At 45.3% G+C, this 26,092-nt stretch carries 23 protein-coding genes; 10 read left to right on the top strand and 13 right to left on the bottom strand.

Going from position 1 to position 26,092, the window contains the following annotated elements:
• Positions 1 to 221: 221 nt before the first annotated feature.
• The gene (locus ACJJIL_RS09265) at positions 222 to 1,103 is read left to right on the top strand and encodes a DMT family transporter (protein WP_445361760.1); all 882 of its coding nucleotides are present in this window, start codon (positions 222 to 224) and stop codon (positions 1,101 to 1,103) included.
• A 116-nt stretch (positions 1,104 to 1,219) separates the two neighbouring features.
• Here the strand turns inward: ACJJIL_RS09265 and ACJJIL_RS09270 are convergent, their stop codons facing one another.
• From ACJJIL_RS09270 to ACJJIL_RS09290, 5 genes are all read right to left on the bottom strand, one after another.
• Entirely contained in the window at positions 1,220 to 2,176 is a 957-nt protein-coding gene (locus ACJJIL_RS09270; protein WP_445361761.1) for a histone deacetylase family protein, read from the bottom strand.
• Between the two features lie 174 nt (positions 2,177 to 2,350).
• Positions 2,351 to 2,677: a hypothetical protein gene (locus tag ACJJIL_RS09275; RefSeq protein ID WP_445361762.1), complete on the bottom strand. Its 327-nt coding sequence runs from the start codon at positions 2,675 to 2,677 to the stop codon at positions 2,351 to 2,353.
• A 363-nt stretch (positions 2,678 to 3,040) separates the two neighbouring features.
• Positions 3,041 to 5,236 (bottom strand): hypothetical protein, encoded by a 2,196-nt coding sequence (locus ACJJIL_RS09280; RefSeq protein ID WP_445361763.1) that lies wholly within the window; start codon positions 5,234 to 5,236, stop codon positions 3,041 to 3,043.
• Positions 5,237 to 5,943: 707 nt separating this feature from the next.
• Positions 5,944 to 6,117 (bottom strand): carbon storage regulator CsrA, encoded by a 174-nt coding sequence (gene csrA / locus ACJJIL_RS09285; RefSeq protein ID WP_444897449.1) that lies wholly within the window; start codon positions 6,115 to 6,117, stop codon positions 5,944 to 5,946.
• 839 nt (positions 6,118 to 6,956) lie between these two features.
• Positions 6,957 to 7,787 carry a sulfite exporter TauE/SafE family protein gene (locus ACJJIL_RS09290; RefSeq protein WP_444933326.1) on the bottom strand — a complete coding sequence of 277 codons (831 nt, stop codon included), beginning with the start codon at positions 7,785 to 7,787 and terminating at the stop codon, positions 6,957 to 6,959.
• A 627-nt stretch (positions 7,788 to 8,414) separates the two neighbouring features.
• Here ACJJIL_RS09290 and ACJJIL_RS09295 point away from each other — a divergent pair.
• Positions 8,415 to 9,110, top strand: a complete 696-nt coding sequence (locus ACJJIL_RS09295; protein ID WP_413662119.1) for a YopT-type cysteine protease domain-containing protein — start codon at positions 8,415 to 8,417, stop codon at positions 9,108 to 9,110.
• Between the two features lie 852 nt (positions 9,111 to 9,962).
• Positions 9,963 to 11,108 (top strand): hypothetical protein, encoded by a 1,146-nt coding sequence (locus ACJJIL_RS09300; RefSeq protein ID WP_444917254.1) that lies wholly within the window; start codon positions 9,963 to 9,965, stop codon positions 11,106 to 11,108.
• Between the two features lie 63 nt (positions 11,109 to 11,171).
• On the opposite strand, the gene ACJJIL_RS09305 is transcribed toward ACJJIL_RS09300, so the two are convergent.
• A complete protein-coding gene (locus tag ACJJIL_RS09305; protein WP_445361764.1) occupies positions 11,172 to 12,044 on the bottom strand; it encodes a glycosyltransferase family 2 protein in 873 nt (290 codons plus the stop codon).
• 548 nt (positions 12,045 to 12,592) lie between these two features.
• Between ACJJIL_RS09305 and ACJJIL_RS09310 the strand changes: the two genes are divergently transcribed.
• Positions 12,593 to 13,438 carry an alpha/beta hydrolase family protein gene (locus tag ACJJIL_RS09310; RefSeq protein WP_445361765.1) on the top strand — a complete coding sequence of 282 codons (846 nt, stop codon included), beginning with the start codon at positions 12,593 to 12,595 and terminating at the stop codon, positions 13,436 to 13,438.
• Between the two features lie 245 nt (positions 13,439 to 13,683).
• Complete coding sequence (locus tag ACJJIL_RS09315; RefSeq protein ID WP_445361766.1) at positions 13,684 to 14,400, top strand: SMP-30/gluconolactonase/LRE family protein; 717 nt, start codon at positions 13,684 to 13,686, stop codon at positions 14,398 to 14,400.
• A gap of 59 nt (positions 14,401 to 14,459) precedes the next feature.
• On the opposite strand, the gene ACJJIL_RS09320 is transcribed toward ACJJIL_RS09315, so the two are convergent.
• Together ACJJIL_RS09320 and ACJJIL_RS09325 are read right to left on the bottom strand one after the other, a co-directional pair.
• The gene (locus tag ACJJIL_RS09320; RefSeq protein WP_445361767.1) at positions 14,460 to 14,852 is read right to left on the bottom strand and encodes an allophanate hydrolase-related protein; all 393 of its coding nucleotides are present in this window, start codon (positions 14,850 to 14,852) and stop codon (positions 14,460 to 14,462) included.
• A gap of 34 nt (positions 14,853 to 14,886) precedes the next feature.
• Positions 14,887 to 15,354, bottom strand: a complete 468-nt coding sequence (locus tag ACJJIL_RS09325) for an allophanate hydrolase-related protein (RefSeq protein ID WP_444917249.1) — start codon at positions 15,352 to 15,354, stop codon at positions 14,887 to 14,889.
• A gap of 148 nt (positions 15,355 to 15,502) precedes the next feature.
• On the opposite strand from ACJJIL_RS09325, the gene ACJJIL_RS09330 reads away from it, so the two are divergent.
• The 3 genes from ACJJIL_RS09330 (at position 15,503) to ACJJIL_RS09340 (ending at position 19,678) form a co-directional block, all read left to right on the top strand.
• Positions 15,503 to 16,069, top strand: a complete 567-nt coding sequence (locus ACJJIL_RS09330) for a DUF1993 domain-containing protein (protein WP_445361768.1) — start codon at positions 15,503 to 15,505, stop codon at positions 16,067 to 16,069.
• 213 nt (positions 16,070 to 16,282) lie between these two features.
• A complete protein-coding gene (locus tag ACJJIL_RS09335) occupies positions 16,283 to 17,992 on the top strand; it encodes an alkaline phosphatase D family protein (protein ID WP_413662096.1) in 1,710 nt (569 codons plus the stop codon).
• A gap of 252 nt (positions 17,993 to 18,244) precedes the next feature.
• Entirely contained in the window at positions 18,245 to 19,678 is a 1,434-nt protein-coding gene (locus ACJJIL_RS09340; protein WP_445361769.1) for an aldehyde dehydrogenase family protein, read from the top strand.
• A gap of 72 nt (positions 19,679 to 19,750) precedes the next feature.
• Here the strand turns inward: ACJJIL_RS09340 and fghA are convergent, their stop codons facing one another.
• Positions 19,751 to 20,602 carry an S-formylglutathione hydrolase gene (fghA, locus tag ACJJIL_RS09345; RefSeq protein ID WP_445361770.1) on the bottom strand — a complete coding sequence of 284 codons (852 nt, stop codon included), beginning with the start codon at positions 20,600 to 20,602 and terminating at the stop codon, positions 19,751 to 19,753.
• 56 nt (positions 20,603 to 20,658) lie between these two features.
• On the bottom strand, positions 20,659 to 21,789 hold the full coding sequence (locus ACJJIL_RS09350; protein ID WP_444908195.1) for an S-(hydroxymethyl)glutathione dehydrogenase/class III alcohol dehydrogenase: 1,131 nt from the start codon (positions 21,787 to 21,789) through the stop codon (positions 20,659 to 20,661).
• Positions 21,790 to 21,929: 140 nt separating this feature from the next.
• On the opposite strand from ACJJIL_RS09350, the gene ACJJIL_RS09355 reads away from it, so the two are divergent.
• A complete protein-coding gene (locus ACJJIL_RS09355) occupies positions 21,930 to 22,799 on the top strand; it encodes a LysR substrate-binding domain-containing protein (protein WP_445361771.1) in 870 nt (289 codons plus the stop codon).
• A gap of 43 nt (positions 22,800 to 22,842) precedes the next feature.
• On the opposite strand, the gene ACJJIL_RS09360 is transcribed toward ACJJIL_RS09355, so the two are convergent.
• Both ACJJIL_RS09360 and ACJJIL_RS09365 read right to left on the bottom strand, forming a co-directional pair.
• Entirely contained in the window at positions 22,843 to 23,643 is an 801-nt protein-coding gene (locus ACJJIL_RS09360; RefSeq protein ID WP_445361772.1) for an alpha/beta hydrolase, read from the bottom strand.
• A 28-nt stretch (positions 23,644 to 23,671) separates the two neighbouring features.
• Positions 23,672 to 23,974 carry a putative quinol monooxygenase gene (locus tag ACJJIL_RS09365; RefSeq protein ID WP_445361773.1) on the bottom strand — a complete coding sequence of 101 codons (303 nt, stop codon included), beginning with the start codon at positions 23,972 to 23,974 and terminating at the stop codon, positions 23,672 to 23,674.
• Between the two features lie 108 nt (positions 23,975 to 24,082).
• Between ACJJIL_RS09365 and ACJJIL_RS09370 the strand changes: the two genes are divergently transcribed.
• Complete coding sequence (locus ACJJIL_RS09370) at positions 24,083 to 25,081, top strand: GlxA family transcriptional regulator (protein ID WP_445361774.1); 999 nt, start codon at positions 24,083 to 24,085, stop codon at positions 25,079 to 25,081.
• A 49-nt stretch (positions 25,082 to 25,130) separates the two neighbouring features.
• Here ACJJIL_RS09370 and ACJJIL_RS09375 read toward each other — a convergent pair whose 3' ends face one another.
• Complete coding sequence (locus ACJJIL_RS09375; protein WP_445361775.1) at positions 25,131 to 25,700, bottom strand: DJ-1 family glyoxalase III; 570 nt, start codon at positions 25,698 to 25,700, stop codon at positions 25,131 to 25,133.
• Between the last annotated feature and the right edge of the window lie 392 nt (positions 25,701 to 26,092).

Consider the following 26,092-nt stretch of genomic DNA (forward strand, 5'->3'; position numbering starts at 1 on the left):
CATATTATGAAGTTCATATTTTTTGTTACAGGGAAACTGACGCCGGCAGGCAAGTAATTACTGCGACAAAATCTTTGGTCAGCCCAACAGGAAATGAATCAATCGGAGGGCTAATGTTACATAGTGTTCTGCTCTGTAATGACCTGCCCGATGCATAAATGAAAGCATCATTATTACCTCTCAGGCAGGTTTGACCTCTATTTGCCAAAGGTAGTGACAGTTTGCCATCTACTTATCAAAATCATTCCCTGGGTGTTGGGTTAGCTCTTCTCGGCGGAGTGTTGATGGGGTGTCTTGGTATTGCCGGTAAGCTGGGTTCTGGTGCAGGCCTTAGTCCATTTCTACTATTGGCTGCACAGGTCATATTGCTTGCTCCATTGTCGGGTATGTTTCTTCTGATGCGACAAGGGGTGGCGGGGATAAGGCCGGTGAATCCTCAGATCCTTGTCCTTCGCTCCATATCAGGTTTTGTCTATTTTGCTGCCTTCTACTGGGCGGTTAAGGGAATACCCATCGCAGATGCGTTGGTGCTGGAAAGCACGAATCCATTCTTTGCCATGTTGATGGCCCGAGTATTCCTCGGTCACCGGGTTAGTATCGCCACTATCTTTCTTGCGATACTGGCATTCTTGGGCGTATGCCTCATTTTGATCCAGCACAGTGTTCAGGGTATTTTCAATCCCTACTCACTCCTTGCGTTGCTGGCGGGAGTAGCGCGTGCAGCGGGTAGTATCACAACCGGTGTCGCAGGCCGGACCGAGCCACCTGAGCGCATCATGTTCTATTTCGCTGTTGGGATGTTGGTCTTTAGCTTATCCATTATATTCTGGGAGGGGGCGAAGGTAGAGACATCGTCGCTATGGATTCTCGCGATTCCCGCACTGCTGTTTGTTCCACAGAATCTTGCTTACACGATCGCTAATCGTGTTGCACCTGCTTACCTCGTTGGGGCACTGTTTTACAGTGCGATCCTCGTCGGTGTGTTAGCTGATCGTTTTATGTTTGGCACAGAATTCGGTATCCGTGGTGTGATAGGCATGGGTATTACGGTTGCCGCTGGTCTCGGGTTGGCTTGGTTGCGGGCGAAAGAGCTCAAAGAGTAACTTGGTGCTCAGTACTCCAGCGTCAATCAAGTGCCTAAATACTCAAAAATCCGGTGGGTTAGGGAGCGGTTGTTTACTAGGTCACTTTTCTCAATGACATAGGCCTCTCCAGAGCTTCAACTTGTTACCTTTTTTGCCTGGTAAATCGCCAAGTCAGCTATTAGACGATAGGAGTTTTCGGAGTAGCCGCCACTGGTTACGGTGACCATAGGCACATCCAGCGATTGAATCTGGTCAACCAGCCATTGGTCCCTTTTTCTGGCCCCATCGATACTGACCTGGAGCCCCCCCAGCTTGTCCTGGGCAATAATATCTGTGCCTGCATTGTAGATAACCAATTTAGGCAGCGGACTCTGCTTAATGAAGTCCGAAAATTCCGACTCCAACCGACTGAGGTAACCTTCAGTATCTGTTCCTTGCTTAAGGGGGACTAAAAATGGCCAGCGAGATTCCTGCTCATCGGGGTGCAAGCCGGGGTAGGCTTGCATATTGTACATATCAAAGATATGTATATTGGGGTCCTCCATGGCCCAGTCAGCAAACCCATTCCCTCTATGGGCATCAAGGTCAATTACCCAGATATTGTCATCTGGTGAGAGCAGGTGCTGTTTGCGGGCACGATTAATAGCAATGGCTACATCGGCGAAAGCACAGAACCCCTCACCGTGACCAGCAAATGCGTGGTGATAGCCTCCACCGAGATTTAAGGTAGAGGCTTTCTTACTCAAGGCTTCCTGTACCGCCAAGCAAGTGCCTTCAGCTGCAAAGCGCATTGGCTTCATGAAATATTTATTTAATACGCCTGCGGGCAGCAAGCGCAGTAGTGGCATCTCTATAACGCGAGCCAGTGTTTTCGATTGCTGCAAGCTATCTAAATAGGGTTGCGTATGTACAGATAACAGCCAGTCTTGACTAAGAGGCTCTGAAACAACTTTTAACTCAATGTTCGCTTCTGACTCGGCATTAATCAGTGCCAATGCTTTCTCATATTTACAGCCATCAAAAGGATGCAAGCTGGAAAGCAGCGGCAAGCTGATGTTGTAATTTGGCGAGTAGAATAGCGGTAGGCTCATGAGGTTATCTGGCTTCGAATTTGTAGCGCATAAGCTAACACATCATTGGGTGTCCACATATCAATATGATTACCGAAAAAGCGTAACTGGAAGAGAATACGGTGAATAGGGCTCGCTGCCCAGTCACTGATTTTGATTCCTCCTTTTCCAGGTGATGCGAACCCTGAGCCAGTCTCAAGTAGCCAGGCAACGACCGTCGAGCAATTCTGATCCTTCATATTGTAATGCTTCTGTTCGCCCTTGAAGTTTTTCCCAGGCTTCAATCATTTTTGTTTCATTCAGCCCATCGATAAGAATGTTCTGATCCGCATCACCACCCTCGAGGCGCCTATCAACTCGATAACCACTTGGAAAGGAAGGGCTGTGCGATCGCCCGATTTTAAAGTCCTTTTTCCCTGCCGCTGAAGAAGGCCAGTAGCTGATATAGGTGTTATCAATGGTGATGGAAGCATGTCCGACATTCCCGGTCTTTTGCTTCCAGACATGAACAGTAATAGCCATCGCGATCTCCTTATTGCGTAGTGGCTTCTAAATTCAATACTCAATGAAGAAAGGGCGGTTCAGTTTTTATAGTTCAGTGACTAATTATATTTAGGCGGGAGGTTAGCATACTTGCATCTGGGTATGTATTTTCAGGCAATTGCACTGAGCTGTTGCCGTATTATTCTACCGATCTAGTAGTCATTGCGTGAAGAAACAGTAGTTTTGAGTTTTTTATTCGACAAGGTTTTGCTATTGGTCGATAAATAGGTGAATAGCACTTCTTGATCTTTGTAGCTTCTGGAGATCTAACAGTTGTGTGATAAAAATAGAGAGCAAAAGCCTCTATTTTTATCACAGCTAGTTTTACTTTTTATGAATGAATCAATTAGTGCTATTTGAGTGGTAGATCATCGCTTGCCAAACGTTCTGCTTGCCGCCGCCGTAACTATCAATTGTAGGGTTCTTGATATATGACCAAGCGACTTTACCGTTACCCATGAAGACAGGTTCGTCAAGTCCGCCCCAACCAAAATTCGTCAGCTTTACAGGGCCTTCCAATACATTTAGGTCTGCATCAATTTCCATAACATAGTAGGCTTTCGGAACAAGCATCCGCATTGCCCCATTTTTAGCGGAACTCCGGTTATAAGAAAGGTTGTCGGAAATACACTGAAATTGCGCATAGCCAAATAGGTAACGTCCATTTTTCAAGTCGATAAGTTGTGGATCACTGATTTGACAGTCGGGCTCTTCTACAAGCCATTTAAAGCCTTCCCCCTCGATACTTCCTTCACCATCCACTTTAGCAATACCAATGCGAGTCAGGGATGAGGATTCCAGAGCATCCCCACTGCGTAGCCCCTGTCTTGAAATGGTTGGATTATCGCTGTTTGACATGTAGGAAAAGAAGCAGTTCGTATCATCGGATGAGCATTGCTGGTCAAAAGGCCCTTCAGTGCTGGTATCAATGCCGTATTCGCTTTGCAGGAAGCGATTCATTTCCTCGTCATCAATGTACTTGGGGGAGACGATGAGAGATAAGTTAGTATCTTCATCCACAGGGACTACAGTATGTCCACCTCCGTTAGAGAAAAATGCATTGTCGGAGGGGATCAGGTAATTGTAGTAACCTTCAAATCTACTGGTAGAAGAAATATCCTCCATCTTGATGGCAATAGTGTTTAATCCGCGCGATTGATTATATTGACCGCCATCGCTAGTGCAAATTGCTCCATATTTTTCGGTACCAGGATTATAAAATGCCCGGATATTCAAGACATGACCGTAGCCGCAAAGCCAATACCAGCCCCTGTTATTGCTGCCACTCATATTTAGGGACCAGTTATCGCGATCAATAACAGTCATTCCAGCAGAATAGTGGGAGCCACCATAGCTGCTATCAAAAACCCGAGCAGTTACTGAGAAGGCGTAGCTGGCGCGGCCTTGGCTATCATTCTCGACATAGATAAGCTCTTGGGCTCCGGCGTGGCCACCACCGTGCATCTTGTTTACAACGTAGGCCGCAGGCTTCTCGCTAAGCGCTAAGTTATCCCACTCCATTAGCCAGATCTGATCATTATATTTATAGCCATTCTCGCGAATATACTCGACCATAGCGTTATAGTCGGCATCAGAGAGTTGATCGACAATGTAAGCCATCTCCTCTTGCATTTCGTTACCTTTAATTGTCTTAAAGGTCGGGGAATCGCCAAAATCGGTCTCGGGGAAATTTTCTTTTAGTCCAGGTAGGAAGTCTTCGAACTTCAGTGTGGGGTGGTCCGTAAAATAGCCAATGTATTGACTGTGATTGGTAGATATCATCAGGCCGATATCCCTTTCAATACGTCCGTCAATAGCACTGATATTATTTTCCATCTTCATCCAGTCGCTACCGTATTGCTCAACCAGATCCCCTTGAACATCATAGCGCTCGTTTGCCTGGTATTCAGTGTTGCACAAGACCGCAACCCGTGAGCAATCAGCGCTAGCTGCAATACCATGGGCTTCGTAGCATTGTTTTAGAATTGTGGTATTGCCGGTTTGGTCGAAGCTTAGAGTTTCAGGATTATATTGCAACTCATAAACAGTGCCATAAGTGGTTTCATCTTCTCCGCTACCTTCGCTAAGGGTTTTGGAAACAAACATCCTGGGTCTATCAGTGTCGGTTGCGCAAGCTGTGGTGTAACTTCGCATGGGCACAGACTGTAGATTGTCATCCTGATTACTATCTGTTCTGGCTATATAGTGTGGGAGTCCATGGACTTCTTCGGCATTGGTTTGGCCATTCGGCAATGTGATATCCCGGGAAGTAATCTGCGCAAACCCCAGATCTGCCGTTTCTATATCGCCAACAGTCACGGTGCCAGGTTCGTTGTCTGGAAGGGTCCCCGATCCGCTATCCCCAGAGCCGCTACCACTACCTGAACCGCCTCCATCTCCAGAGCCTTGGCCCCCGCCATTGTCGCCAGATGATTGGGCTGGGTCCGAATCTGAAGAAGAGCCTCCACCTCCTCCACATGAAGCCAGTATGACTGTAAATGCCAGTGCCAAAGTTTTCTTGCTGAATAGCTTGCTCATAAGTTTGCCCGTAAATGTGCGATTGGAATCGATTGTTATCTGTGAAATTGTCGACAAAATCTCATTTTTGAGTTATTAGAATTGGGAGCGCCATTCTAGTTCTCTTGATCTACCTTTCTGTGGATTACTTAATAATTTCTCTAAAGGGGCATTATTTTGATAGGAAATCTGGTGAAGTCCCTCTGTTTGAGCATCTGAAGAAGCTTTACATGGAATCACTAGAATTTTTGTCGAAGGGCAAGTGGGGTGGCTTCTATCTTAATTGATATTGTCGATCCTATAGTTTTTATCAATAATTTTGGCTAGCTCTTTGATAAGGTTTTCAAGAGAAAGGGGGGGTTAATCTATTATTAGAATAAATTCCATTAAAGTTGATGCGGCTGGAGATAAATGTATTAAACGGTTTGAACTAAGTTACAGCGTGCGTAGGGGAGGAAGCATCGGCAATAGCTCGCGCTAAGATATCAGCATTTATTGAAGCAAATATAAGTTTGTTGTACTGCTCCCACTATCTCACAAAGTCTTCGCAAAGCCTCAAAGAATTCCGATTCAGAAATGGTCAGTGCCTGGTTAATATAGTGGGCTGTGCCGAGATAGGCGCTGTGCTCTCGGCAACACGGTGTTCTTGTCTGAGGTCTAAAAATCTCCAGCCCGTATGTATAAAATCTGAATAGTGGTTTGGTTGAGGCGACGACTGATAAATAGCTTTAAGGTTTCTGTTTCTTCTTGATACGTATATAGATCTCTTCACGATGAATGGGTAGAGACTTGGGTGCATCTATACCTATCTTCACTTGACTGCCTTTTACTTCAATAACTGTTATTACAACATTTGTTCCAATTCTCAGGTTTTCACCAGTCCGGCGCTTTAAAATCAACATGCTTATTTCCTTCGGAAACTAAATTATGTGCGGATTCCACACGAGGGGAAGCTGGAAAGTGGTGTGTGGAGGAGGGTTAGGAGGCGCACGAGAACGGTAGGCATAAAAGAAGAAAATACGGATGCAACGCTTCCAGAGCTTGATGAAGCACTCTAAGCTCCTGAGCCTAGTCAACTTTATTGAAGACGAGCGGGTTTCTAGCGTATTATCCATACAGCCACTTTGATAGGTCTGATATCAACTTGGTTAGCTGGCCCCTGGTGTTGGCGCACCTTGGGTCAGCGCTTTTACTTTTCTCTTATGTCACTTTACCGTTCTCCTTTTGGGGGGGAAGCTTTGATAAAAAATCTTGGAACGATTGATTCTGTTGGACTATTAGCCCTGTAGAAAACCCCTGAATTGCGAACCAAGTACTGATAAATATCTATCGATTTTACGCGGCTTTGACACTAAAACAAACTTAATAAAATCCAATAAGATTATTTTCGTGCCTATATTTTAATGGGCTTTCATTTTTTAAATTTCAATTTCCTGCTGGCAATTTGAACTTGGATCGAAGTATTTTCTAATTTGAAAATAGAGATTACTAATGGCTAAAAATTATCTTTGCCACTTTGAACGCATAATTTTTGGTTGGCATGTATTGGGGGAAAATACAAATCATTGTATTACTAATATCCTATAAGGATGTTTCAGTCGCGTAATCTGAAGGGCTGGCAAGAGTAATTCGACCGGGAGCCTTTAAGACCAGAATGTTTATTGCGAGCATCTGATAATAGATGCTTGGGAGGAATAGACTGTTTACCTCCCATCCGCTAAAAACAATCCAGAGGGTAGGTCTAGCCTAGTCCAGCTAAGAGATTGAAGTTTTGCCAGATAAAACGAACCCCGATAATACAAAGCAGTAAGGCAAAACACAGCTTTAAGCGCTTAGCAGATATTCGGTGAGCAACGCTGGCACCAAGCCTGGCAAAGAGCACGCTGGTAAGTACAATTCCCACAAAAGCCGGCCAGTAAATATAACCACTACTCCACTTTGGTAGTAACTGATTGTCCCACCCTTGCACGGCAAAGCTGATTGAACCAGAAATCGCGATTGGCAGACCAAAGGCAGCAGAGGTTCCGACAGCGAGCTGCATTTTTGTACCGAAGTGCGATAAGTAGGGAACCACCAAGGCCCCTCCACCAATACCAAAGATCGCTGCGAGCCAGCCGATTACTCCTCCGGAACAGATCAGGGGTGCTGCCCCGGGTAAGTGACTGCCATTTTCTTGTGAGGTTGCCGAGGCCAATCCACTTAAGCCCATACGCACGGACATAAATATGGCAAACACGCCAATCAATAGCTGCAACCAAGCACCAGGTAACAAGTCTGCTGTCACGCCGCCCAGCCAAGACCCCACAAGTATCCCTGGAGTCATAATCCAGAATAGGCGCCAGTCAACGGCACCTTTTGCGTTATGTGCCCAGACCGAGCTGACTGAAGTCACGATAATGGTCGCTAACGAGGTCCCCACCGCCATATGGGTCAGCACCTGGGGGGAGATACCCGTGGCAGAAAAAATCAACACCAAAGCAGGCACGATAATCAAGCCCCCACCAATCCCCAAGAGGCCTGCCGCTGTACCCGCGATGGCGCCGAGTAACAAGTAAACAAATAGCATTTCCATAGTGCAATAGTCTAGTCACTTTTGAAGCTAACCAAACACACTGAATCGAGCTGTTTGATACATTAAATTGCTTTTTATGATTTTTGGGATCCAGTTAACTGACGCATTCAAAAATGTATTCGAACGTCCATTAAAAAATGGAGGAAGGTGCATCGGTAGGATTCGCACCTGTCAAGTTTGAGCTCTAGACGGGGCTTATATTGGACTGTATAGGTGCGGTATTAAGCTGGCACTTGAGCTAGATCAGCAAGCTATTTACTTATTTTCAGGCCTCATTACCACTGATCGGTGTTTAGCCTAAAAGGCATCGAAATCACTGGTTTTTTTTGGCATTTGATGAAATTCACCTTACTTGTTTATTTGTGTGGTTAGACCTGAGAAAGCAAGGGAATCATAACTATCAGTATTTTACCAGGATCACAAAATATACTTGCCTGTCCGGACTTAAAGGAAATTGAAGTTTCCTTATCTGCATAATTCAAAATACGTTTCAGGCTAGAGCAAAGACGACTTATTGCACCAAATAATGGTTGCTTTAAGCATTGCAAAATTTACCTTTCATATTCTTTGCATGATTCACAAATAGAATCAGCAATGTAATATGTAATATTGTGGTAAGGACAAACTATGCCAAATGATGCTGGAGCCTCCAATTTTGGAGGTCAGAAAACTTGGAGTTTCAACCAGGGCAATTACAATAGTATGCTTAAAAAGCACCCAAATTCTAAGGGCGGAATTTGTGAAGCTCTAGCGGTAAGTTGGATTAGTAAGGGGCTTCAATCTGGTCTTCAGGATGCATTGTCTACAGGAGGAGACGTTGACAAAACGAAAGTGGCAGTAGTTGCTCAACGTTTTGCCTCCATGTATCGATTCAAATTTAAAGATGGAACTGAGGGAGATCCACTAAAGGGTTTCCAAATGATAAAAGAATCCCAAAAGTATTTGGAGTCTCAAGGCTTCAAGCATATAACTCATGTAGGGAAGGCCTCAAAACAAAAAGACAAGGTTGGAAATCCCCCTTTAAAAGAACAATTTTCCATTGTGTTTGACGGCATTGAAGCAGAACAATGCTTTACCCAGCAGACACAAACAATTTATAGCATGTTAAGGTTTTCTGGGGCTAAGTGGGCACATGCAACAGCATTCAGGATTGAGCCCACTGCAGATAAAACCACATATTATTTTGACCCTAATGCGGGTGAGTTCAAATTCTTAAAATTTGCACAGTTTCGAAAGTGGTATGAAAATTACCATAGCAGCAACAGATTATACCGGACATCCGCAACGATAGGGTTTCAGTTGTTGGCTCACAATGATCGCTAACTTGCACAAATGGTCTTTCCGTTAAAGCCTATTGATACAGAAAATAGTATTAAAAATAATAACCACCAATAGCTCAAGAAATATATATTTATACCTTGATAATCAGCGCCATCCCCATAAATGAAACCTAAAAGATAGTGAAGAGCACACATCTATTTAGCGGGCACTGAAGCGACTGGGGCGCGCTGAATATCAAGGTATGAGGCCATTGATGATCAGTAACCTCAATTTATGTTGCTACTACAATGAAAGTGATGAAAAGCATGAACGCTTGGCAATCAGTATTTGAGCAACAAGGTGTAGCTATCTCACGATTTTTATTGGCGCCACCTAGCCTTTATGGAGTTGGCATCAATATGGGGCTTCAGCCTGGCTTAGGGTAAGGCTAAAAACTTGTAACAGTAAAGCCTCACCATCTAAGGTTGAATATTGATCGCTCCCTTCATTATCTCTAAGTGAGGATAAGGCAATCTTAAAGAGTTGTAGGCCCACTTTCGCAGCTTGGTATACCAATTTTCTAGATGGTGAAAATTATCATCGGATAAGGCTTCGTTAGCTTTAAATTTAATAAATTAACTTGATTAAATATGCGTCTTGCGATAACTCTTTCAGGAATCTATGGGCGTGTAGTTTGCTTTAATTATTACTTAGATACGGATCCCAGGACAAACACATTTGTGTTAAGAGTTGTCGGCTGATAGTCACTGCTTGTATTAAATTTTTCTACGTCTTCTTTATGCTAAGTTACTAAAAGGAAACTCTTGAAGTAATTGGGGCCATAAGATGAGTTGACCAAATTTAAATGATATGTGATCGATTTAAGTGGCAAACCCTCCCTTTTAAGGTGATATCGTGGCTGATAAATCCAACTTTCTGTCCAGACTATTCACGCCGATAGAAGCGCCAGAGAGCTTTGTCCAGCAGCACTTAAAAGGTTATGGCAGTGTATCTACTCTGCTTATAAATGTTGTCACTAGAAGTGACCAGCGCGAAATTACTGATTGTCTAGACAAACTCTATGACTTAGTTGCATTGACTACCGCGCCTCACCCGAAACGCTTTTACTTAGAAAAGATAGAGGCGCTGAGGGAAGAGCTGACAGGTGTCGTTGGAAGGAAGGCCCTGTATAAGAGGTTGGAGGTTGAAAAGATCCCCTTCTACATACACTTTGATAGCACATCTGTATGCTTTATAGCAAATCATGACTTTTTTTCCGGTTACACTGGCCTGCTCTTTTCTAAATATGCCAATTGCTTGTTGAAGAAAGATCAGGAAAGGTCAGATGCATATTGCTCTTCAATAGTGCATATATATAAGGGTAATGGGCAATACTCAAATTTTCACCGAGTTATAGGGCTGGCTCAAGCTATATTTATAGGTTTAAGTCTGAGAATGTTTAATAGGAAGGAGAGCAAGCCAAATCCATTTCTCTTGGAGGAAAAGGGTTGTATAAAAGGAGATCTCGATGACATCGTATTGGTGTCAGCTAAAGTTGAATCTAGCGAGATATCTTTCGAAAATGTCTTGAAATCTTTTATAGATAATTTTGTCAGTACTTTCGAAAGGCAGCGAGCAAACATATTGATTACCCAAGAGTTTATTCACAACATTCCGGATCAGGGTGAAAGACTGGCCGGGGTAGGAAATACGGCGTCTGGTTTCTATTTTTCTCTAAATAAACTCTCTAGGTATCAAATATACCTATTGAAAAGGTACCACATTGCATATTATGCAATGGTACTCCTCAATATGTTAAAAGTAGAGAAACAAGTTACATCAAGTATCAACGAAGACTTTACATTTAGTTATTTGCCTGCTCGAGAGGTCGACTGTATCGCGACCTATTCAATCACAAGAGATGCACTGGTTTTTGTTATTAGTAAAGCTTCTGATGGTTATCATATTGAGGTTGCTGTTAATGAAGCTATTTTCTCTCTTGATAAGGTTGTTCTGTTTCTGAAATCTTTCTCTAGCGAGATTGAACTATCAGATATCTGATAGATGCTTGAAAAATGTATAATAATATTTAGGCGCGTTTAAGTTGGTCACTCAGGTCAATTGTTAGCTTGCAGTAGTTGTTAGCCCAAATCGTTTGAATTCGCGATTACTAAACTCATAATACCCGGAAATTCTCTTGCAGATATATTGATAGTTTGGGTTGCTCAAATCTTTAATTTTGTTCCTCTTGCCATTGATTGTCTCTGTTAAATTTATGTTGTCTTGGTGGTAGACAATGGCTTCTTTCATAAAAATTGGCTGAACTTTGAGCTCATTGATAACTCGATAAGCCAGGTCTATGTCATCGTAACCCCAGGTTCCATCGTATTTTTCATCGAAAAAACCAACTTTAATGACATCCTGCCTTTTAAACACCATATTACAGCCATAAAAGTGCCCCCAGGGGTGTTCTGTATTGGGTAATTGCTCTATTTTCCCTAGGCGCCTATCTTTACTGAGCCCATAATTTGATGGGCTATTAAATCTAGGGCATGCATCAAGGTACTTGCCGTCGCCGTCCATTTCTGCTGGGTCAATATCTTTAGAGTGAATAAATTCCCTTATCCCGGTCATGCAGATACTAGGCCCATAATCATTGATTATTTTTTGAATCTCTGCCAGATAGTTCGGGGCGGGGATACAATCACTATCTGTAAATACACACCACTCGTATTTAGCAATCTTTACCCCTAAGTTTCGCGCCGAGTTAAGTGCAAATGGGTCTGGTAATTGAGGTCTGAATAGTAAAGTTAAAGTAAGGTGGTTCTTAAACTGGTTGTAACATGACAGGATGTTGGGGTCTTGCGAGTTGTTATCTACAATAATGATTTCAAAATTTTCCTTTGGAAAGGTTTGTAAAGTGTAGCCTTGTAATAGGTTATACAGAAGGTCAGAATCGTTGTAGCATGGCATAATAATACTGAATCGATCGGACATGCACCTAAACTTCCTGTTGTCTATAGCTCAAAATCATTTTAAGTGAATCAGGTGGAATATAAGGTGAGCGATAAATCGAATCTCCTTAACTTGGCGACTGGATTGATCGGCTATCAAACCTTATCCTTGCATTTTAGAGTACTTAGAAGTTTTAGCACTTTTGATAGTGAATATGAGGATTATTGGCAGGGTATATCTTTGTGCAGCTCACGTGGACATTTGCAGGTGAAATAGTGGAAAGCTAGAGCAATAGTCTGCCATGTTATTTGACTTTTTGGTAAAGCTACCTCCTTTCAATTCATAAACTGGAACATCAAATCTCATTATATAGGGCGATATAATTAAGGCTTTTAACTTGCTCTAGTCTTTAGGGGGTGGTAAATGTCGAGAAGTGAATATTCAAGTCAATTTACTGCTCTTGGAAGGAGGAAATACCTGTTAGGGATCAGCTTGTTAATTACATCTCATGTGATAGACCGGAAGTATTGGGTGGAATTTTAACTTACCCAATAGTTTGTGTTGAATTACACGGGGGAACCTTAGAATAAATGATTGAGGCTCAGCAAATCCCCACTAACGATGGGGTAGTGCTTGGTGCAAGGCTATTCTCGCCGAGTGAGGTGCCCAAAGCCGGCATCATTATTAATTCTGCTATGGCGGTTAAGCAGAGCTACTATCGGGATTTTGCTTGTTTCTTAGCTCGGAATGGCTATTTGGTTCTTACTTATGATTACCGAGGTATTGGTAAGTCCTCTATCGAGAATCAAAGGGACAAACGGCTGACCTTAAGAGCCTGGGGGGAGAGCGATTTGGCGGCAGTGATTGATTGGTGTAGCAAACGAACTAAAAGCTTGGAGTGGCACTGCATATGCCATAGTGTCGGTGGTCAAATTGTAGGCCTTGCGTCAAATAATACCCGATTTGCGAGTGTGTATTGTGTTTCTTCTCAGAGCGGCTATTGGGGGCATTGGGATGCAAGGTATCAGCCAAAGCTATTATTTGGATGGTACTGCGCATTTCCTTTGCTATCGAATGTTTTGGGATGGGTGCCCGGAGTACTTTGGGGGGGAGAGAACCTACCTGCAGGAATAGCTCGTGAATGGGCTTACTGGGCTCGACATAAGGATTACGTTGTCGATCAGCATGGTCGGCCGATTCGTGAGGGATTCGAGCGCATGCAGTGTGATATGAAGTTCCTGCTTATAGATGACGATAAGGACTTTGCACCAGAGAAGGCTGTCCGTGCATTGCGAGATTTTTACAGTAATGCGAATACAGATATTGAGATTATTCAAACCAGCTCTATTGGAAATACATCAATAGGCCACTTTGGGTTTTTCCGAAAGGAGTTCAAGGAGAGTCTTTGGCGGAACGTATTAGGTTGGCTGGACTAGTCCCTCCTGGCGTTGATACGCCCTCGTATCACACATGATGCCTTTTATACCAACTCGAACCTGTGGTCGTTAGCATGGAGAGACAAGTACTATGTAGAGGCTTACAAGAACCAGAAGGGCCCGTCTGTCTGCCTGATGGCCGCATTTATGTCACTGAAATGGCATCTAGACGGCACTGTATAAGCTGTATTGACTTGCAGGGTCAATATCAACAAATAGGGTATCCTGCTCGGCGACCTAATGGCATGGCAATCGATGGGTATGACAATTTATGGATTGCAGATGGAGGGGGTAAGCAGCTTGTTCGCATGGGGCTAAATGGGGATCTTATTGAAGCTTATGACGGACCAGAAGATCAGCCCTACTTATGGCCCAATGATCTGGTTTTTGGTGATAATGGCTTACTTTACATAACAGACTCCGGGATTGACCCGGATATTTTTGTTCAGGGGCAGGTGATTCGAGCTGATTGCCGATCTTGTCGCTACTATGGACAGGTATTAGAGATAGATCCTCGCAATGGAGATGTGTTGCGACAGCTTGATTCCGGATTGCGTTTTCCCAACGGTATTGCCATTGATGATCGGGGCCAGCTGTATGTAGGGGAGACTATTAGCGGCAATATCTACCGCTACGATCTCGCTTCGTTAATGCACCCCAAGCGGGAGCTTTTCGGCAATGTGGTTGTTGGGGCGCCAGAGGGATTTGTAGGGCCAGATGGGATAGCTTTCGGTAGCGACGGGCGATTATATTGTGCAGTTTTTGGTCAAGGTGACGTGACCGTTCTTGATGGTGAGGGAAGGGTGGCCGAACGTATACCCACCTGTGGTAAGCGACCCACGAATATAGCCTTTTGCGAAGACTCGAGAGGTGGGGCGGTAGTAACGATTCTGGATGCAGGGTGCTTAGAGTGGGTAGGAATACCGTGCCGTGGTAGGCAGCTATATCGCCCAAAGATATAGACTGAGTGGATTGTCTACCTAATGATATTGTTTAGGGCCAAATAAAAGCAGCTTCAACGTCAGTTTTTAGATTTCTGTTGTATATAGTTGCGCCATCCATGAAATCGGGAAATATCTTCTTGTTGCTGAGTCAAATAGTTTTCTCCTAATATCCCTAAAACTTGCCCGCCATTTTCTAAGACTACTTTACCCAAAGTTAGTCCCGCCGCTTCTAAATTAAGCACTTCAATTAAGTTGGCCTTAGGTAAGGACCAAATTTCAACCTTGAACCATGTTCCACCTGTGCGCACTCTCTGCATCGAAGGATATTCGCCTTTGATTGCCCACATCCGGTAAATGGCTTCTGTTTTAGCCTCCCTAACAAATGTTGCATTGTTTTGTATTAAGTTTTTATCTAACGCCAGGCCACGCATCAATGGTCCATTTACTGCGACTTCTGTATGTGTACTCATTTCGATTGTCTAAATCAAATATTTGATATTAGTGCTACTGACCAGTTTTATTACTACTCATACCCATACTCTCCGCATAGGCTCGCCAGCCATGCCACTTGGATATATCTTTCTGGTTTTGGACAATATAGTTTTCACCCAGTATGCCTAATACTTGTGTTCCATCCGCTAAAGCAACTTTACCTAAAACCAATCCTTTGGCTTCCTCCTCTAATAGGTTGACCAAGTTGGCTTGCGGAATCGACCAGATCTCCAGTGTAATCCATGTGCCGCCGTTGAGAACTCTTTCCATTGCGGGGTATTTGTCTGCAACTGACCACATGCGATAGATCGACGCCGTTTTAGCCTCTCGTACAAAAGTGGCATGGTTTTTATGCATGTGTTTTTCGAGGGCGAATCCACGCATTAGCGTGCCATTAACTGCGACGTCAATAGATTCAGCATTCGCTAGTGACACCAATACCATTAAACTAGCAGCAATATATCTGAGTATCCTGAGCATTTATTTATCTCGAGTTGACGCCTTATGAATTTAGCTTAGACATGGAGGCAAGAAGACACTAAATGATGCTTGTGCCTCCCTTATTATTTTAGAATGGTACCAGAGATATATTTTGTCGCTTATCAATAAAAATTAGTGGAAATATATTATGAACCTGACAGATTTGTTGTTACCTACGTATATACAACTATTGGAAGCCCTTTCTAGTTGGTTGGATAAGGCAAAAACAGAATTGCCAGAAGATGAGTCTGAAGCACTCCTTAAAGCGAGGCTTGCTCCAGATATGTTCCCCTTATCATCCCAAGTTCGGTTTAGTTGCTTACAGGCGCAAGAGGTAATATTTCGATTGGGGCGCCGTGCGCTTCCAGATTCTCTGGAGCAGTTGGCTCGTGAAGGGCAGGGAGCTGGTGAAAACCCCGGATCTATTTCCGAAGCTCAAGAGCGAATTCGAGAGGCACTGGCATTTTTAAGAAGCGTTACGCCAGAAACAGTGATGGTAGCAGTGGATGAGCCTGTGACGATTAAGCTCCCGAATGGGATGACTTTCGATATGACTAATGAGCAATATGCCAGGGACTGGGCGCTACCTCAATTTTATTTCCATATCAACACGGCCTATGCAATCTTGAGAGCTCAAGGTGTTTCCTTAGGTAAAGCCGACTATGTACAGCACGCTTTTGCTTATCTCAGGCCAGAGATGATTTCAGATTGCTAATGGTTAACAACGCTAAGTTTTCATGTTTATAGCCGATGGAGAGGGGGATTTTGCATCCCTTAATCTGACTTTTGTGTATTAACTCCATAAATATTAATTTCAAGAGAAAAAGAGATTACTAGATAAAAAGTCAAACTTCTTTGTTGGTACGTTCTTCTATAGAATCCGCTCCCTTTCCGATTCTTCATACGTACGATAACAGGAAGTTTATATATGACCATCTCCCGCCGAACCTTTGTCCAGGCCATGGGTGTTGCACTTTTGACCCCCTTTACGGTCCGTTCTCTCGCGGACACTGATAGCGAAACCTATGCACGTTTTGTACTGGGCGGCACCACATTTGCTGATCAAATTGATAACGACGGAATTGTTTTTGATTTATCAGTAGCCTCGGGAGATCCCAGTCAAACTGGAGTGGTCCTTTGGACGCATATTAACCCAGACTCCTATATCGCGGGTCAGTCTCTGTATGTAGATGTCGCGCTGGATGAGGAATTTACCCAGCCAATTCTAAGTGCTGAGATTAATGCTAGTGATATCACTGCAGACCGTGATTACACCGTTAACATCGACCTGGAAGGCTACTTATCTTCTGACCAACGTTACTATTACCGCTTCAAATACGGGACTGTCAGTAGCCGCGTTGGGCGTTGTCACACACTGCCTACCGGTAGCCTAGAGAACCTAAAGATGGCTGTGGTTACCTGTCAGGATTACACCACCGGTTATTACAATGCCTACAATCATATCGCGGACGAAGATGTACATTGCGTACTGCATTTGGGTGACTTTATCTATGAATATGCCCAGTACGAAGGCTTTGAAAGCTCGATAGTGCATTCGCTCTCTCTGCCTTCTGGCGGCTCTGTTGCGATGGACCTTGAGGACTATCGTCATATTTACAGAGAGTATCGCAAGGACAAGAACCTGCAGCGAGCGATGGAAATGCACTCATTTATCATCACCTGGGATGATCATGAAACTGCAGACAATGCTTACTGGGATTACGAGCGGGATACTCTGGGTGTGCCATCTCATCCCTACCAGACCGGCGATAACAACCCTGACCAGCTGCGCCAGTTGCGTCGCGATGCTCAGCAGGCCTGGATCGAATATGTTCCAGCGCGGGTAAAAGTCGATGAATCCGCAAGCCACGCTTTTGACTACTTACAGATTTATCGTTCTTTCCAGTTCGGTGACTTGGTTGATCTGTATATGACGGATAGCCGCACCTATAGAACCAAGGAGCCGTGCAAAGATGGTACAGCTTGGGAAAACTATTGGTGCACAGATTATGAAGAAGATACCCAAACCATGCTGGGTAAGACTCAGAGGGATTGGCTGATTGATGGAGTTGTTAACTCCAGTGCCCGCTGGAAAGTGTGGGGGAACCAGACTTTGCTGGCACAATTGGCTGGTACTATTTTGGGACGCTCTCTTGTGTATGCCAATTATGATGCCTGGGATGGTTACCAGTGGGAACGGGAAAAGATCCTGTCATCTGTTAAGGACAGCAATGTCGATAACTTTGTAGTGCTGACAGGGGATCTCCACTCCAGTATCGCTTCATACCTGAAAGTTGATTTCAGCAAAATTAGCAACTGGGACTACGACAACCTGGTCGGCGTTGAGCTGATGACCCCTTCCATATCTTCTCCCAATATGAACGATACGATTGAGAAAGGTATTGATGTTGGCAGTGTGTTTACATCACTGCTAAATGGCGGGGTTCAGGTCAATAACCCACATATCAAAGATTTTGTTAGTAATATCTATGGATATGCAGTGATTGAATTCAATGTCAACGAACTGAACTGGACCGTATACAACATCGATAAGAAGAGTGATAACCCGGATACCGAAAAAGCGGTATATAAGAAGTTTAATTATGAGCCTGTTGGCATGTGGCTAACCGAAAAGTAGCTGGTTCTCAGTCAATATGAAGTTGTGGGGCGCTTGCCCCCAGCTTCACAAGATTCCACTATTTCGATTCCATCTTCATCATATCTAGCTTGTACGAGTAAGAAAGTCCTTCCCCGGTAGCAAAACTAATAAGCCAATGAACACGCATTTGATATATGCCTGCGGGTCATCTATACCCGACGATGGGCACAATGCTGTATCTGGCGTTGGCGCACTCTTGATAGATCAGACATCAAGTAAAAGGATATTACCTTGCTGCAAGAATCTTACCCTTACTACCTGGCCAATGAAGCAGTGCATGCCAACACCGATCTGGAAGTTACTGACAAGTATTCAGGGAAAGTAGCTACCCGGGTTGCAATGGCTGATGCCAAGGTTATTGACAGTGCCATCGACTGGGCGCTTTTGGCAGAAAAACCGATGGCTAATTTGCCGTCTTACAACCGCCAGGAAGTTTTACAGCATTGTGTTGTACGTTTTCGTGAAAGGTTTGAAGAGCTGGCCGAAGCGTTGTGTATTGAAGCTGGTAAGCCGATTCATGATTCGCGGGGCGAGGTGCTGCGTCTAATCGATACATTTCATGTGGCCGCTGAAGAGGCAGTGCGTATCAATGGTGAGATTATCAATCTTGAGATATCCAAGCGCTCACGGGGCTACCGTGGATATATCAGGCGAGTACCGGTGGGCGCATGCTCATTTATATCGCCGTTCAATTTCCCTTTGAATCTTGCTGCTCACAAGGTGGCGCCTGCCATCGCTGCTGGGTGCCCCTTTGTACTGAAACCTGCAAGCCGCACGCCCATAGGGGCATTGATTATCGCTGAAGTTCTGGCCGAAACACAGCTGCCGAAAGGTGCCTTTTCTGTATTGCCTTGCCATAGAGAGGGAGCAGAGCTGTTTACTGTGGATGATCGATTCAAACTGCTCAGCTTTACTGGCTCACCGGCGGTGGGCTGGGACCTAAAGGCCAGAGCGGGGCGAAAGAAAGTGGTTTTGGAGTTGGGAGGTAATGCAGCCTGCGTTATCGATCGGGATACAGATCTTGATGATGCTGTAGAGAGGCTGATTTTCGGTGCTTTCTATCAGTCGGGTCAAAGCTGTATCGGCGTCCAGAGGATCTATGGGCATTGCAGTCTATATGAAGACCTAAAGCGACGTCTGGTTGAGCGTACCAAAAAGCTTAAGAAAGGCGATCCTCGATCAGAAGATACATTTATTGGCCCAATGATTTCTGAGGGAGAGGCTACCCGCTTGCATTCCTGGGTGGAAGAGGGGGTTCAAGCAGGGGGAACCCTGCTTTGTGGAGGCACACGAGATGGCGCCATGCTTGATCCAACGCTATTGGAAAACGTGCCCCATGACTGCTCCATTGTACAACAGGAGGCATTTGGCCCAGTTGCAATTCTGGAGCCTTTCGATAGCTTTGATGATGTTTTAGACAAGGTGAATGACAGTGCCTTTGGTCTGCAGGCTGGCATATTCACTCGTGACCTTTACAAAGCCCAGCAAGCCTGGGATACCTTGGAAGTGGGTGGTGTAGTTATTGGTGATGTACCCAGCTGGCGGGTAGATAATATGCCCTATGGTGGTGTTAAGGATTCGGGTCTTGGTCGGGAGGGGGTACGTTGGGCTATTGCGGATATGACCGAGGAGAGGCTGATGGTGGTGCGTGAGTTAAATAGCTAGAAAATTAATAGATCACCAGGCCCACAACTCTCCTTGCAGCTGTGGCCTTGGACTAACGATTGACCTTACTTATTAGTTTGGGCATGTCTGGCTGAGATGCTGGGCATGAAACCGAAGATGTTCCTCAATAAAGCTGGCGATAAAGTAATAGCTGTGGTCATAACCGGAATGACGGCGAAGTTGGAGCGGGTAGTTGCTTGCTTTGGCAGCTTCTTCGAGCGTCTCGGGTTTCAGCTGTTCAACAAGAAAGCTATCGGCTTCCCCTTGATCCACCAACATCGGCACAGGCTTGTCGGCATTTTTGAGCAGTTCGCTGCTATCGTAGTCTCGCCAACTATCCCGATCTTTGCCCAAATAGGTTTCAAAGGCTTTTTGTCCCCACGGACACTGAGAAGGATTGCTGATGGGGCTGAAGGCTGATGCGGAAACATAACTTGCCGGATTGCGCAGGGCGATCATCAGTGCACCATGGCCCCCCATTGAATGTCCTGCAATGGCGCGCTGTGTTGTCACAGGGAAGGTGGTCTCGATAAGTGCTGGCAGTTCTTCCACCACATAATCATACATGTGGTAGTGGCGACTCCAGGGCGCTTGGGTGGCGTTGATATAAAATCCAGCACCTTGCCCCAGATCATAGGCTTCATCATCGGCAATAGATTCTCCACGGGGACTGGTGTCGGGAGCAACGATGGCTATCCCCAGTTTGGAGGCAATGCGCAGGGCTCCTGCCTTTTGCATAAAATTCTCATCGGTACAGGTCAGACCTGACAGCCAGTAGAGCACCGGAACCTTGTGCATTTGTGAAGCTTGCGGTGGCAAATAAATAGCGAAACGCATTTTGCAGTTTAGTGACTGTGAGTCGTGAAGGTATTGCTTGTGCCAGCCGCCAAAACTCCGGTTGGCACTGATATTTTCAATAGACATGATGGATAGCCCTAATTGGACCACCTCCAAGGGATGGCCCAATTGATCATTGCTGGTTATTGATCGAAGTGAATGACGGTGCGGATACTTTCGCCTTTGTGTAACAGATCGAAAGATTTATTGATGTCATCCAGGCTCATAGTGTGGGTGATAAAGTCGTTGAGCTGGAATTCGCCATTCAGATAGCGCTCTACGTAGTCTGGTAATTCGGAGCGCCCTTTAACGCCGCCGAATGCGGACCCGCGCCAGACTCGGCCTGTTACCAGCTGGAACGGACGGGTGGAGATCTCCTGGCCGGCACCAGCTACACCGATAATGACCGATTCACCCCAGCCCTTGTGGCAGCACTCCAGAGCGGAGCGCATCACATTGACGTTGCCAATGCATTCAAAGGAGTAATCAACACCGCCCTCGGTGAGTTCGACAATGACTTCTTGAATTGGCTTATCGTAGTTGTTGGGGTTGATGCAGTCCGTCGCCCCCAGTTTGCGGGCTAATTCAAACTTGCTTTCATTGATATCGATGGCAATGATTCGTGAAGCTTTTGCCATAGTAGCGCCGATAATCGCCGAAAGGCCGATACCCCCAAGGCCAAAGATCGCAACGGTATCGCCTTCTTGAACCTTGGCGGTGTTCATCACAGCGCCCATACCAGTGGTGACACCACAACCCAGTAGGCAGACTTCCTCTAACGGCGCAGCCGGATTTACTTTTGCCAGTGAAATCTCTGGCAGTACGGTGTACTCCGAAAATGTCGAGCAGCCCATATAGTGGTAGATGGGCTTGCCATCTTTATAGAAGCGTGTGGTACCGTCGGGCATCAGGCCTTGCCCCTGAGTTTCACGGATCTTTTGGCAGAGGTTCGTCTTGCCGGACTTGCAGAATTTACACTCGCCACATTCTGGGGTGTACAGGGGGATAACATGATCACCTGCTTTGACACTGGTAACCCCTTCACCGACCTGCACGACAATACCGCCACCTTCATGGCCCAAAATACAGGGAAATTTGCCTTCCGGGTCGTCGCCAGACAAGGTGAAAGCGTCGGTGTGACACACTCCCGATGCAATGACCTTGATCAATACTTCACCAGCCTTTGGCAGCATGACATCCACTTCTTCGACCGATAACGGTTGGCCAGGCCCCCAAGCGATGGCGGCCTTCGACTTGATAAATTGTTCAGACATAAGATTACTCGTTGTTAAACCATGTCATTCAGGGCCTGAAGTTGGCTGGCCCCGCTGTGACGACTGGGGAGCCATTATATTGATTGCAGAATTGATTATAATTAGGTGTTTTTGAAACTTACTTTTACATATTTGCAATAATGAAAGACTGGGAAGGCATTACGGAGTTCGTTTATGTTGCTGAAAGCGAGAGCTTTACCCTCGCAGCGCAGCGGCTGGCTATTTCCACTGCTAAAGTCAGCCGCCAGGTCAGTGCTTTGGAGAGCCGTTTGAATGTCAAACTGCTATATCGAACCACGCGCAAGGTGTCACTGACACAAGAAGGTACGCTGTTTTACCAGCATTGCCGGGGGGTGCTCGATGGGCTGGAGGCGGCGGAACGAGCAGTAACTCAATTACAGAGCCACCCACAGGGCAAAATCAAACTGACGGCACCGGTCACTTATGCTGAAAAGAAGGTTGCACCACTGATCAATAATTTTGTGATTCAAAACCCCAAGATTGAGGTCAATGCCTATTTCACCAATCGCCAGGTTGACCTTATAGATGAGGGTTACGATATCGCCATACGCCTGGGTAAGTTGCAGGACTCAACCTTGATGGCAAGAAAGTTGGCGGACCGGCGAATTCATCTGTGCGCCTCACCGGATTACCTTGAAGAGCACGGGACCCCACACTCGTTGTCGGAATTGAACAGGCACAACTGCCTGCTGGGCACACTGGATTACTGGCGATTCAATATCAGGGAAGGAGAAAAAAACCTTAGGGTCAAAGGTAGCCTTCGTTACAACAACGGCGGGGCGCTTTTAGATGCTGCGCTTAAAGGCCTGGGGGTTGTGCAGTTGCCCGATTACTACGTCGAGCAATATATCTCTGAAGGAAAGTTAATCCCCCTCTTAAGTGATCTCGAAGATAGGGATGAAGGAGTATACGCAGTTTACCCCGGCAATCGATATATCGCGCCGAAAGTCAGGCTGCTGATAGATTATCTTGCTAAGAATCTAACTTGAGAAAAGGGAAGAGGGAGATTTAGGGTTTGGTGTAGCAAAGGGTTCACAGCGGTTTATTACTAGTAGAGGTGGTTTCTTTAAGTTGTTGGCTTACCCACTTACTGCAGAATTCCGCAATCCGCTTCCATTTTGGCTCCAGCATTAAATAGTGACCATAACCTTCCGCTCGGTAGAAGGTGGTATTTTTACCTTGCCGCTCCGCAATTAACTGTGCTGTGGAAGGGGGGATTGCCAGGTCATCGGTTCCCGAAACCATTAAAGTGGGGCAATTGATTTTTTGATAGTCAATCCTGGTTGTTTTATTGCTGTCAAAGATCCAGAAGAGCAACTCAAATAGTACTTGCCCAGATTCAGGACCTAATCGATCAAAGACCTTGTGCTGGTCGCCTGGATTGAGTTTGTTCAACCCGAATTTCGCCATTGTCGCGAAATCCGGTAACAGGACATCATTCCAAAATTCACCCGCAGCCATAAACAACTTGCCCAGCGCACGCTCTTCTTCTGTGGTGGGCAGTATTCCCCAGTTTACGCTTCCGTTAAGCAGCACGACTGCCCGTGCCAAATCCATAGTTGCCAATTTTTGTGCAATAACACCGCCCAGGGAATGGCCGACTAGTACAGGTTTTTGATCTAAAGATTGTACAAAATCCCTGATGTCTTCAACGTAGTCGGCAATACCCAGCCCTTTAAGGTACTGGTGATTTTGTTCTGACTTTAGATCTTGATGGTAGCGGTAGCTTGGGCTGTGACAATAGAATCCTTCCTCCTCAAAATACTGGTGAAAGTTCTCCATTGTCCAGGGGCCGGCATTGGTTCCATGGATAAAGACGATAGGGGTATCCAAAGCCGGCTCCCGGTTTCTCAAGGCTTCCTTAGACTTTAGATGCGAGGATATCCGCAGTCATAATTTGTGGTTCTGATGCGAGCAGCTCATCCGCTTTGCCAAGTAATGCTGCAGCGATCTTGCCGTTAAGATGTGCAGTTAAGCCGTCTTCATCGCTAAACGTGTCGAAAATAGCAAATCGCGTAGCGTTGATTTGTACGGCATACCAGTTCAGGGTTCCTTGCTCTTCCACAGCGAGCGGTTGGGCTGAGGTGAGCAGCGCCTTTACCTCATCAGCCTTATCCGCTTTGGCGTCGATCAGTGCCACGATGGCCAGTTTAGCTTCAGTCATTGTTTTCTCTCACGTTGTTTGGTGATGAGTATCCTAGGGGAAGCTCAGGCTTGACTATCAGTGTCCAAAAAGACAATGATCAGACAAAATTCGCCACTTTGAAGATTTATGGCCCAGATAGTCATCTTATCTATGCCAGGAGTTTTGCCGTCGGCTCTTGCTGGCGTTCAAGATATGTTTGCCCTGGGTGGCCTCCGCTTATCTGAAAGCCAGCACTCCCTGGACCCAGCCTATCAACAGTCCTGGTCCCCCGAAATCCTAGTCGCCAGTTCTGATGGCGCTGACATTATAGACGGGCAGGGCAGGTACTTTGCTGTAAGTCATGGGGTATCACAAATATCCAGTTGCGAAGCCGTGATAGTCCCCGGATTTATGCCCAACCAGTTTGGTGTGCCTCCTGAAAAGTTACTGGACCAGCCGACTTGCGAATGGTTGCGAACCCAATATAGGCGCGGGGCAATTATCGCGGGTTCTTGTAGTGGCGTTTTGGCGCTGGGTGAAGCGGGTCTGTTAAATGGACGACAATGCACAACCACCTGGTGGTTACACAATGAGTTGAAATCCCGCTTTAGCAATGCCTGCCCGCTATGGGCCAGTGGGTTATTAGTAGATCAAAATATTGTGACAGCGGGTGGTCCTTTATCTTGGGTGGATGTGACTCTACAAGTGATCAAGATGCTAGCTGGCGATGAAGTCGCTACCAAAGTGGCTGATCTTGCCGTTGTGGATTCCCACCCGCGTTCGCAAACTTTGCATGTCCCAAAAGGCTACCAGGTATCAAAAGAGCAGTTTCTGGTAGATGCAGAGAATGTGGTTCGGCAATATTTCGGTCAACAGTTAAGTAGCCAGTTATTGGCAAAAGAACTGTCGATATCTGAGCGAACATTACACCGGCGTCTAAAACAATTAACAGGCCAAGCGCCTAAGCAATTCATTGATAGCGTCCGTATGGAATACGCACGCAGCCTTTTACTAAATCCAGCCAATAAAGTTTCTAGTGTTGCGCAAGAGTTAGGCTATTCCGATGATGCAGTATTCCGACGTGTGTTCAAGTTGCATGTGGGGATGAGTCCCAGTCAATTTAGGCAGAAATACCAGAAAAGCTGATTTTCTTGGTGATAGAAGTCAGCGCCCCAGGTTCCTGGAAAAAGCTAAGCTAATTTGGCGGTAGATAGACATTCACCGTCCGTGCAATCTCCTGCGATAGTTCTTTCCCAAATAAGCAGGTGACGAGTTCAAAAGCGAACTCGATAGCGGTCCCGGGTGATTGGCTGGTCACCAAATTCCGGTCGACAACCACTCTCTGATCACTGGTTTTCTTTACATATTGACTAAGTTCACCGCGAAAAGTCTTGTAGCAAGTGGCCTTGAAATTGGTAATTAACCCTTGCCGACCAAGAACGATTACCGGAGCAGTGCAAATTGCCCCTAGCCAGCGGCCCGACTCAAGTTGTTCTCGGATGAGCTTTATTAGGGGAGCCGAGTTATGCATTTGCTCGGCACCTTCCTTACCGCCTGGCAGGGCTATTAGATCCCACGTAGAGTCTAAACAATCCTCTATGGAGCAGGGGGCTTCAATAACAAGGTTACGCAGGGTAGTTATACGCCTACTTGGCATAATCGATGCTAAGGCAAGCTCTGCATCCGTGCGGCTCAAAATATCGTAGATGGCAATGGTTTCGATATCCTCATTACCATCGGCGACGGGAATCAATATGTTGGGCATTGATATAACTCCAAATTAGTTAGATTATCTATACGCTTTTAAAACTGAAAATATACATTTGTATCTTTCGTCTTTAATAATTTATAGCTAATGTATTGCGAAAATGTTTGCGTCAATTTGAATGCTATTTGAGTTGGATAAGGATTGCAGGTGTAAGTTAAACTAAATTGTAGTTGAGTAGCCGTATTTAGCTGATTTTTTGTACCATATATATGGCTGACTATCATTTAAAGGCAGAACTAAAGATGATTTTTAATTGTCATCATCATTGATGACATTAGAGGGCTTATTCTTAAGGTTGGTTTAAATGCAAGAATAGAATGGAAACTATTCATATTAGGGGTATGCAATATACTAACCATAATTGCCAGAATATTCGAAGCCTAAGATTT

It is taken from the genome of Microbulbifer maximicatervae (SeqCode) (genome assembly GCF_052468095.1).

Bases quoted from the DNA above. Each gene is read 5' to 3' on its own strand.
- fghA (WP_445361770.1), bottom strand. From the start codon at position 20,602: ATGTCTATTGAAAATATCAGTGCCAACCGGAGTTTTGGCGGCTGGCAC.
- ACJJIL_RS09270 (WP_445361761.1), bottom strand. From the start codon at position 2,176: ATGAGCCTACCGCTATTCTACTCGCCAAATTACAACATCAGCTTGCCG.
- ACJJIL_RS09320 (WP_445361767.1), bottom strand. From the start codon at position 14,852: ATGAGTACACATACAGAAGTCGCAGTAAATGGACCATTGATGCGTGGC.
- ACJJIL_RS09335 (WP_413662096.1), top strand. From the start codon at position 16,283: ATGACCATCTCCCGCCGAACCTTTGTCCAGGCCATGGGTGTTGCACTT.
- ACJJIL_RS09365 (WP_445361773.1), bottom strand. From the start codon at position 23,974: ATGACTGAAGCTAAACTGGCCATCGTGGCACTGATCGACGCCAAAGCG.
- ACJJIL_RS09315 (WP_445361766.1), top strand. From the start codon at position 13,684: ATGGCAATCGATGGGTATGACAATTTATGGATTGCAGATGGAGGGGGT.
- ACJJIL_RS09350 (WP_444908195.1), bottom strand. From the start codon at position 21,789: ATGTCTGAACAATTTATCAAGTCGAAGGCCGCCATCGCTTGGGGGCCT.
- ACJJIL_RS09305 (WP_445361764.1), bottom strand. From the start codon at position 12,044: ATGTCCGATCGATTCAGTATTATTATGCCATGCTACAACGATTCTGAC.
- ACJJIL_RS09330 (WP_445361768.1), top strand. From the start codon at position 15,503: ATGAACCTGACAGATTTGTTGTTACCTACGTATATACAACTATTGGAA.
- ACJJIL_RS09325 (WP_444917249.1), bottom strand. From the start codon at position 15,354: ATGCTCAGGATACTCAGATATATTGCTGCTAGTTTAATGGTATTGGTG.
- ACJJIL_RS09375 (WP_445361775.1), bottom strand. From the start codon at position 25,700: ATGCCCAACATATTGATTCCCGTCGCCGATGGTAATGAGGATATCGAA.
- ACJJIL_RS09280 (WP_445361763.1), bottom strand. From the start codon at position 5,236: ATGAGCAAGCTATTCAGCAAGAAAACTTTGGCACTGGCATTTACAGTC.
- ACJJIL_RS09290 (WP_444933326.1), bottom strand. From the start codon at position 7,787: ATGGAAATGCTATTTGTTTACTTGTTACTCGGCGCCATCGCGGGTACA.
- csrA (WP_444897449.1), bottom strand. From the start codon at position 6,117: ATGTTGATTTTAAAGCGCCGGACTGGTGAAAACCTGAGAATTGGAACA.
- ACJJIL_RS09370 (WP_445361774.1), top strand. From the start codon at position 24,083: ATGGCCCAGATAGTCATCTTATCTATGCCAGGAGTTTTGCCGTCGGCT.
- ACJJIL_RS09310 (WP_445361765.1), top strand. From the start codon at position 12,593: ATGATTGAGGCTCAGCAAATCCCCACTAACGATGGGGTAGTGCTTGGT.
- ACJJIL_RS09275 (WP_445361762.1), bottom strand. From the start codon at position 2,677: ATGGCTATTACTGTTCATGTCTGGAAGCAAAAGACCGGGAATGTCGGA.
- ACJJIL_RS09295 (WP_413662119.1), top strand. From the start codon at position 8,415: ATGCCAAATGATGCTGGAGCCTCCAATTTTGGAGGTCAGAAAACTTGG.
- ACJJIL_RS09355 (WP_445361771.1), top strand. From the start codon at position 21,930: ATGAAAGACTGGGAAGGCATTACGGAGTTCGTTTATGTTGCTGAAAGC.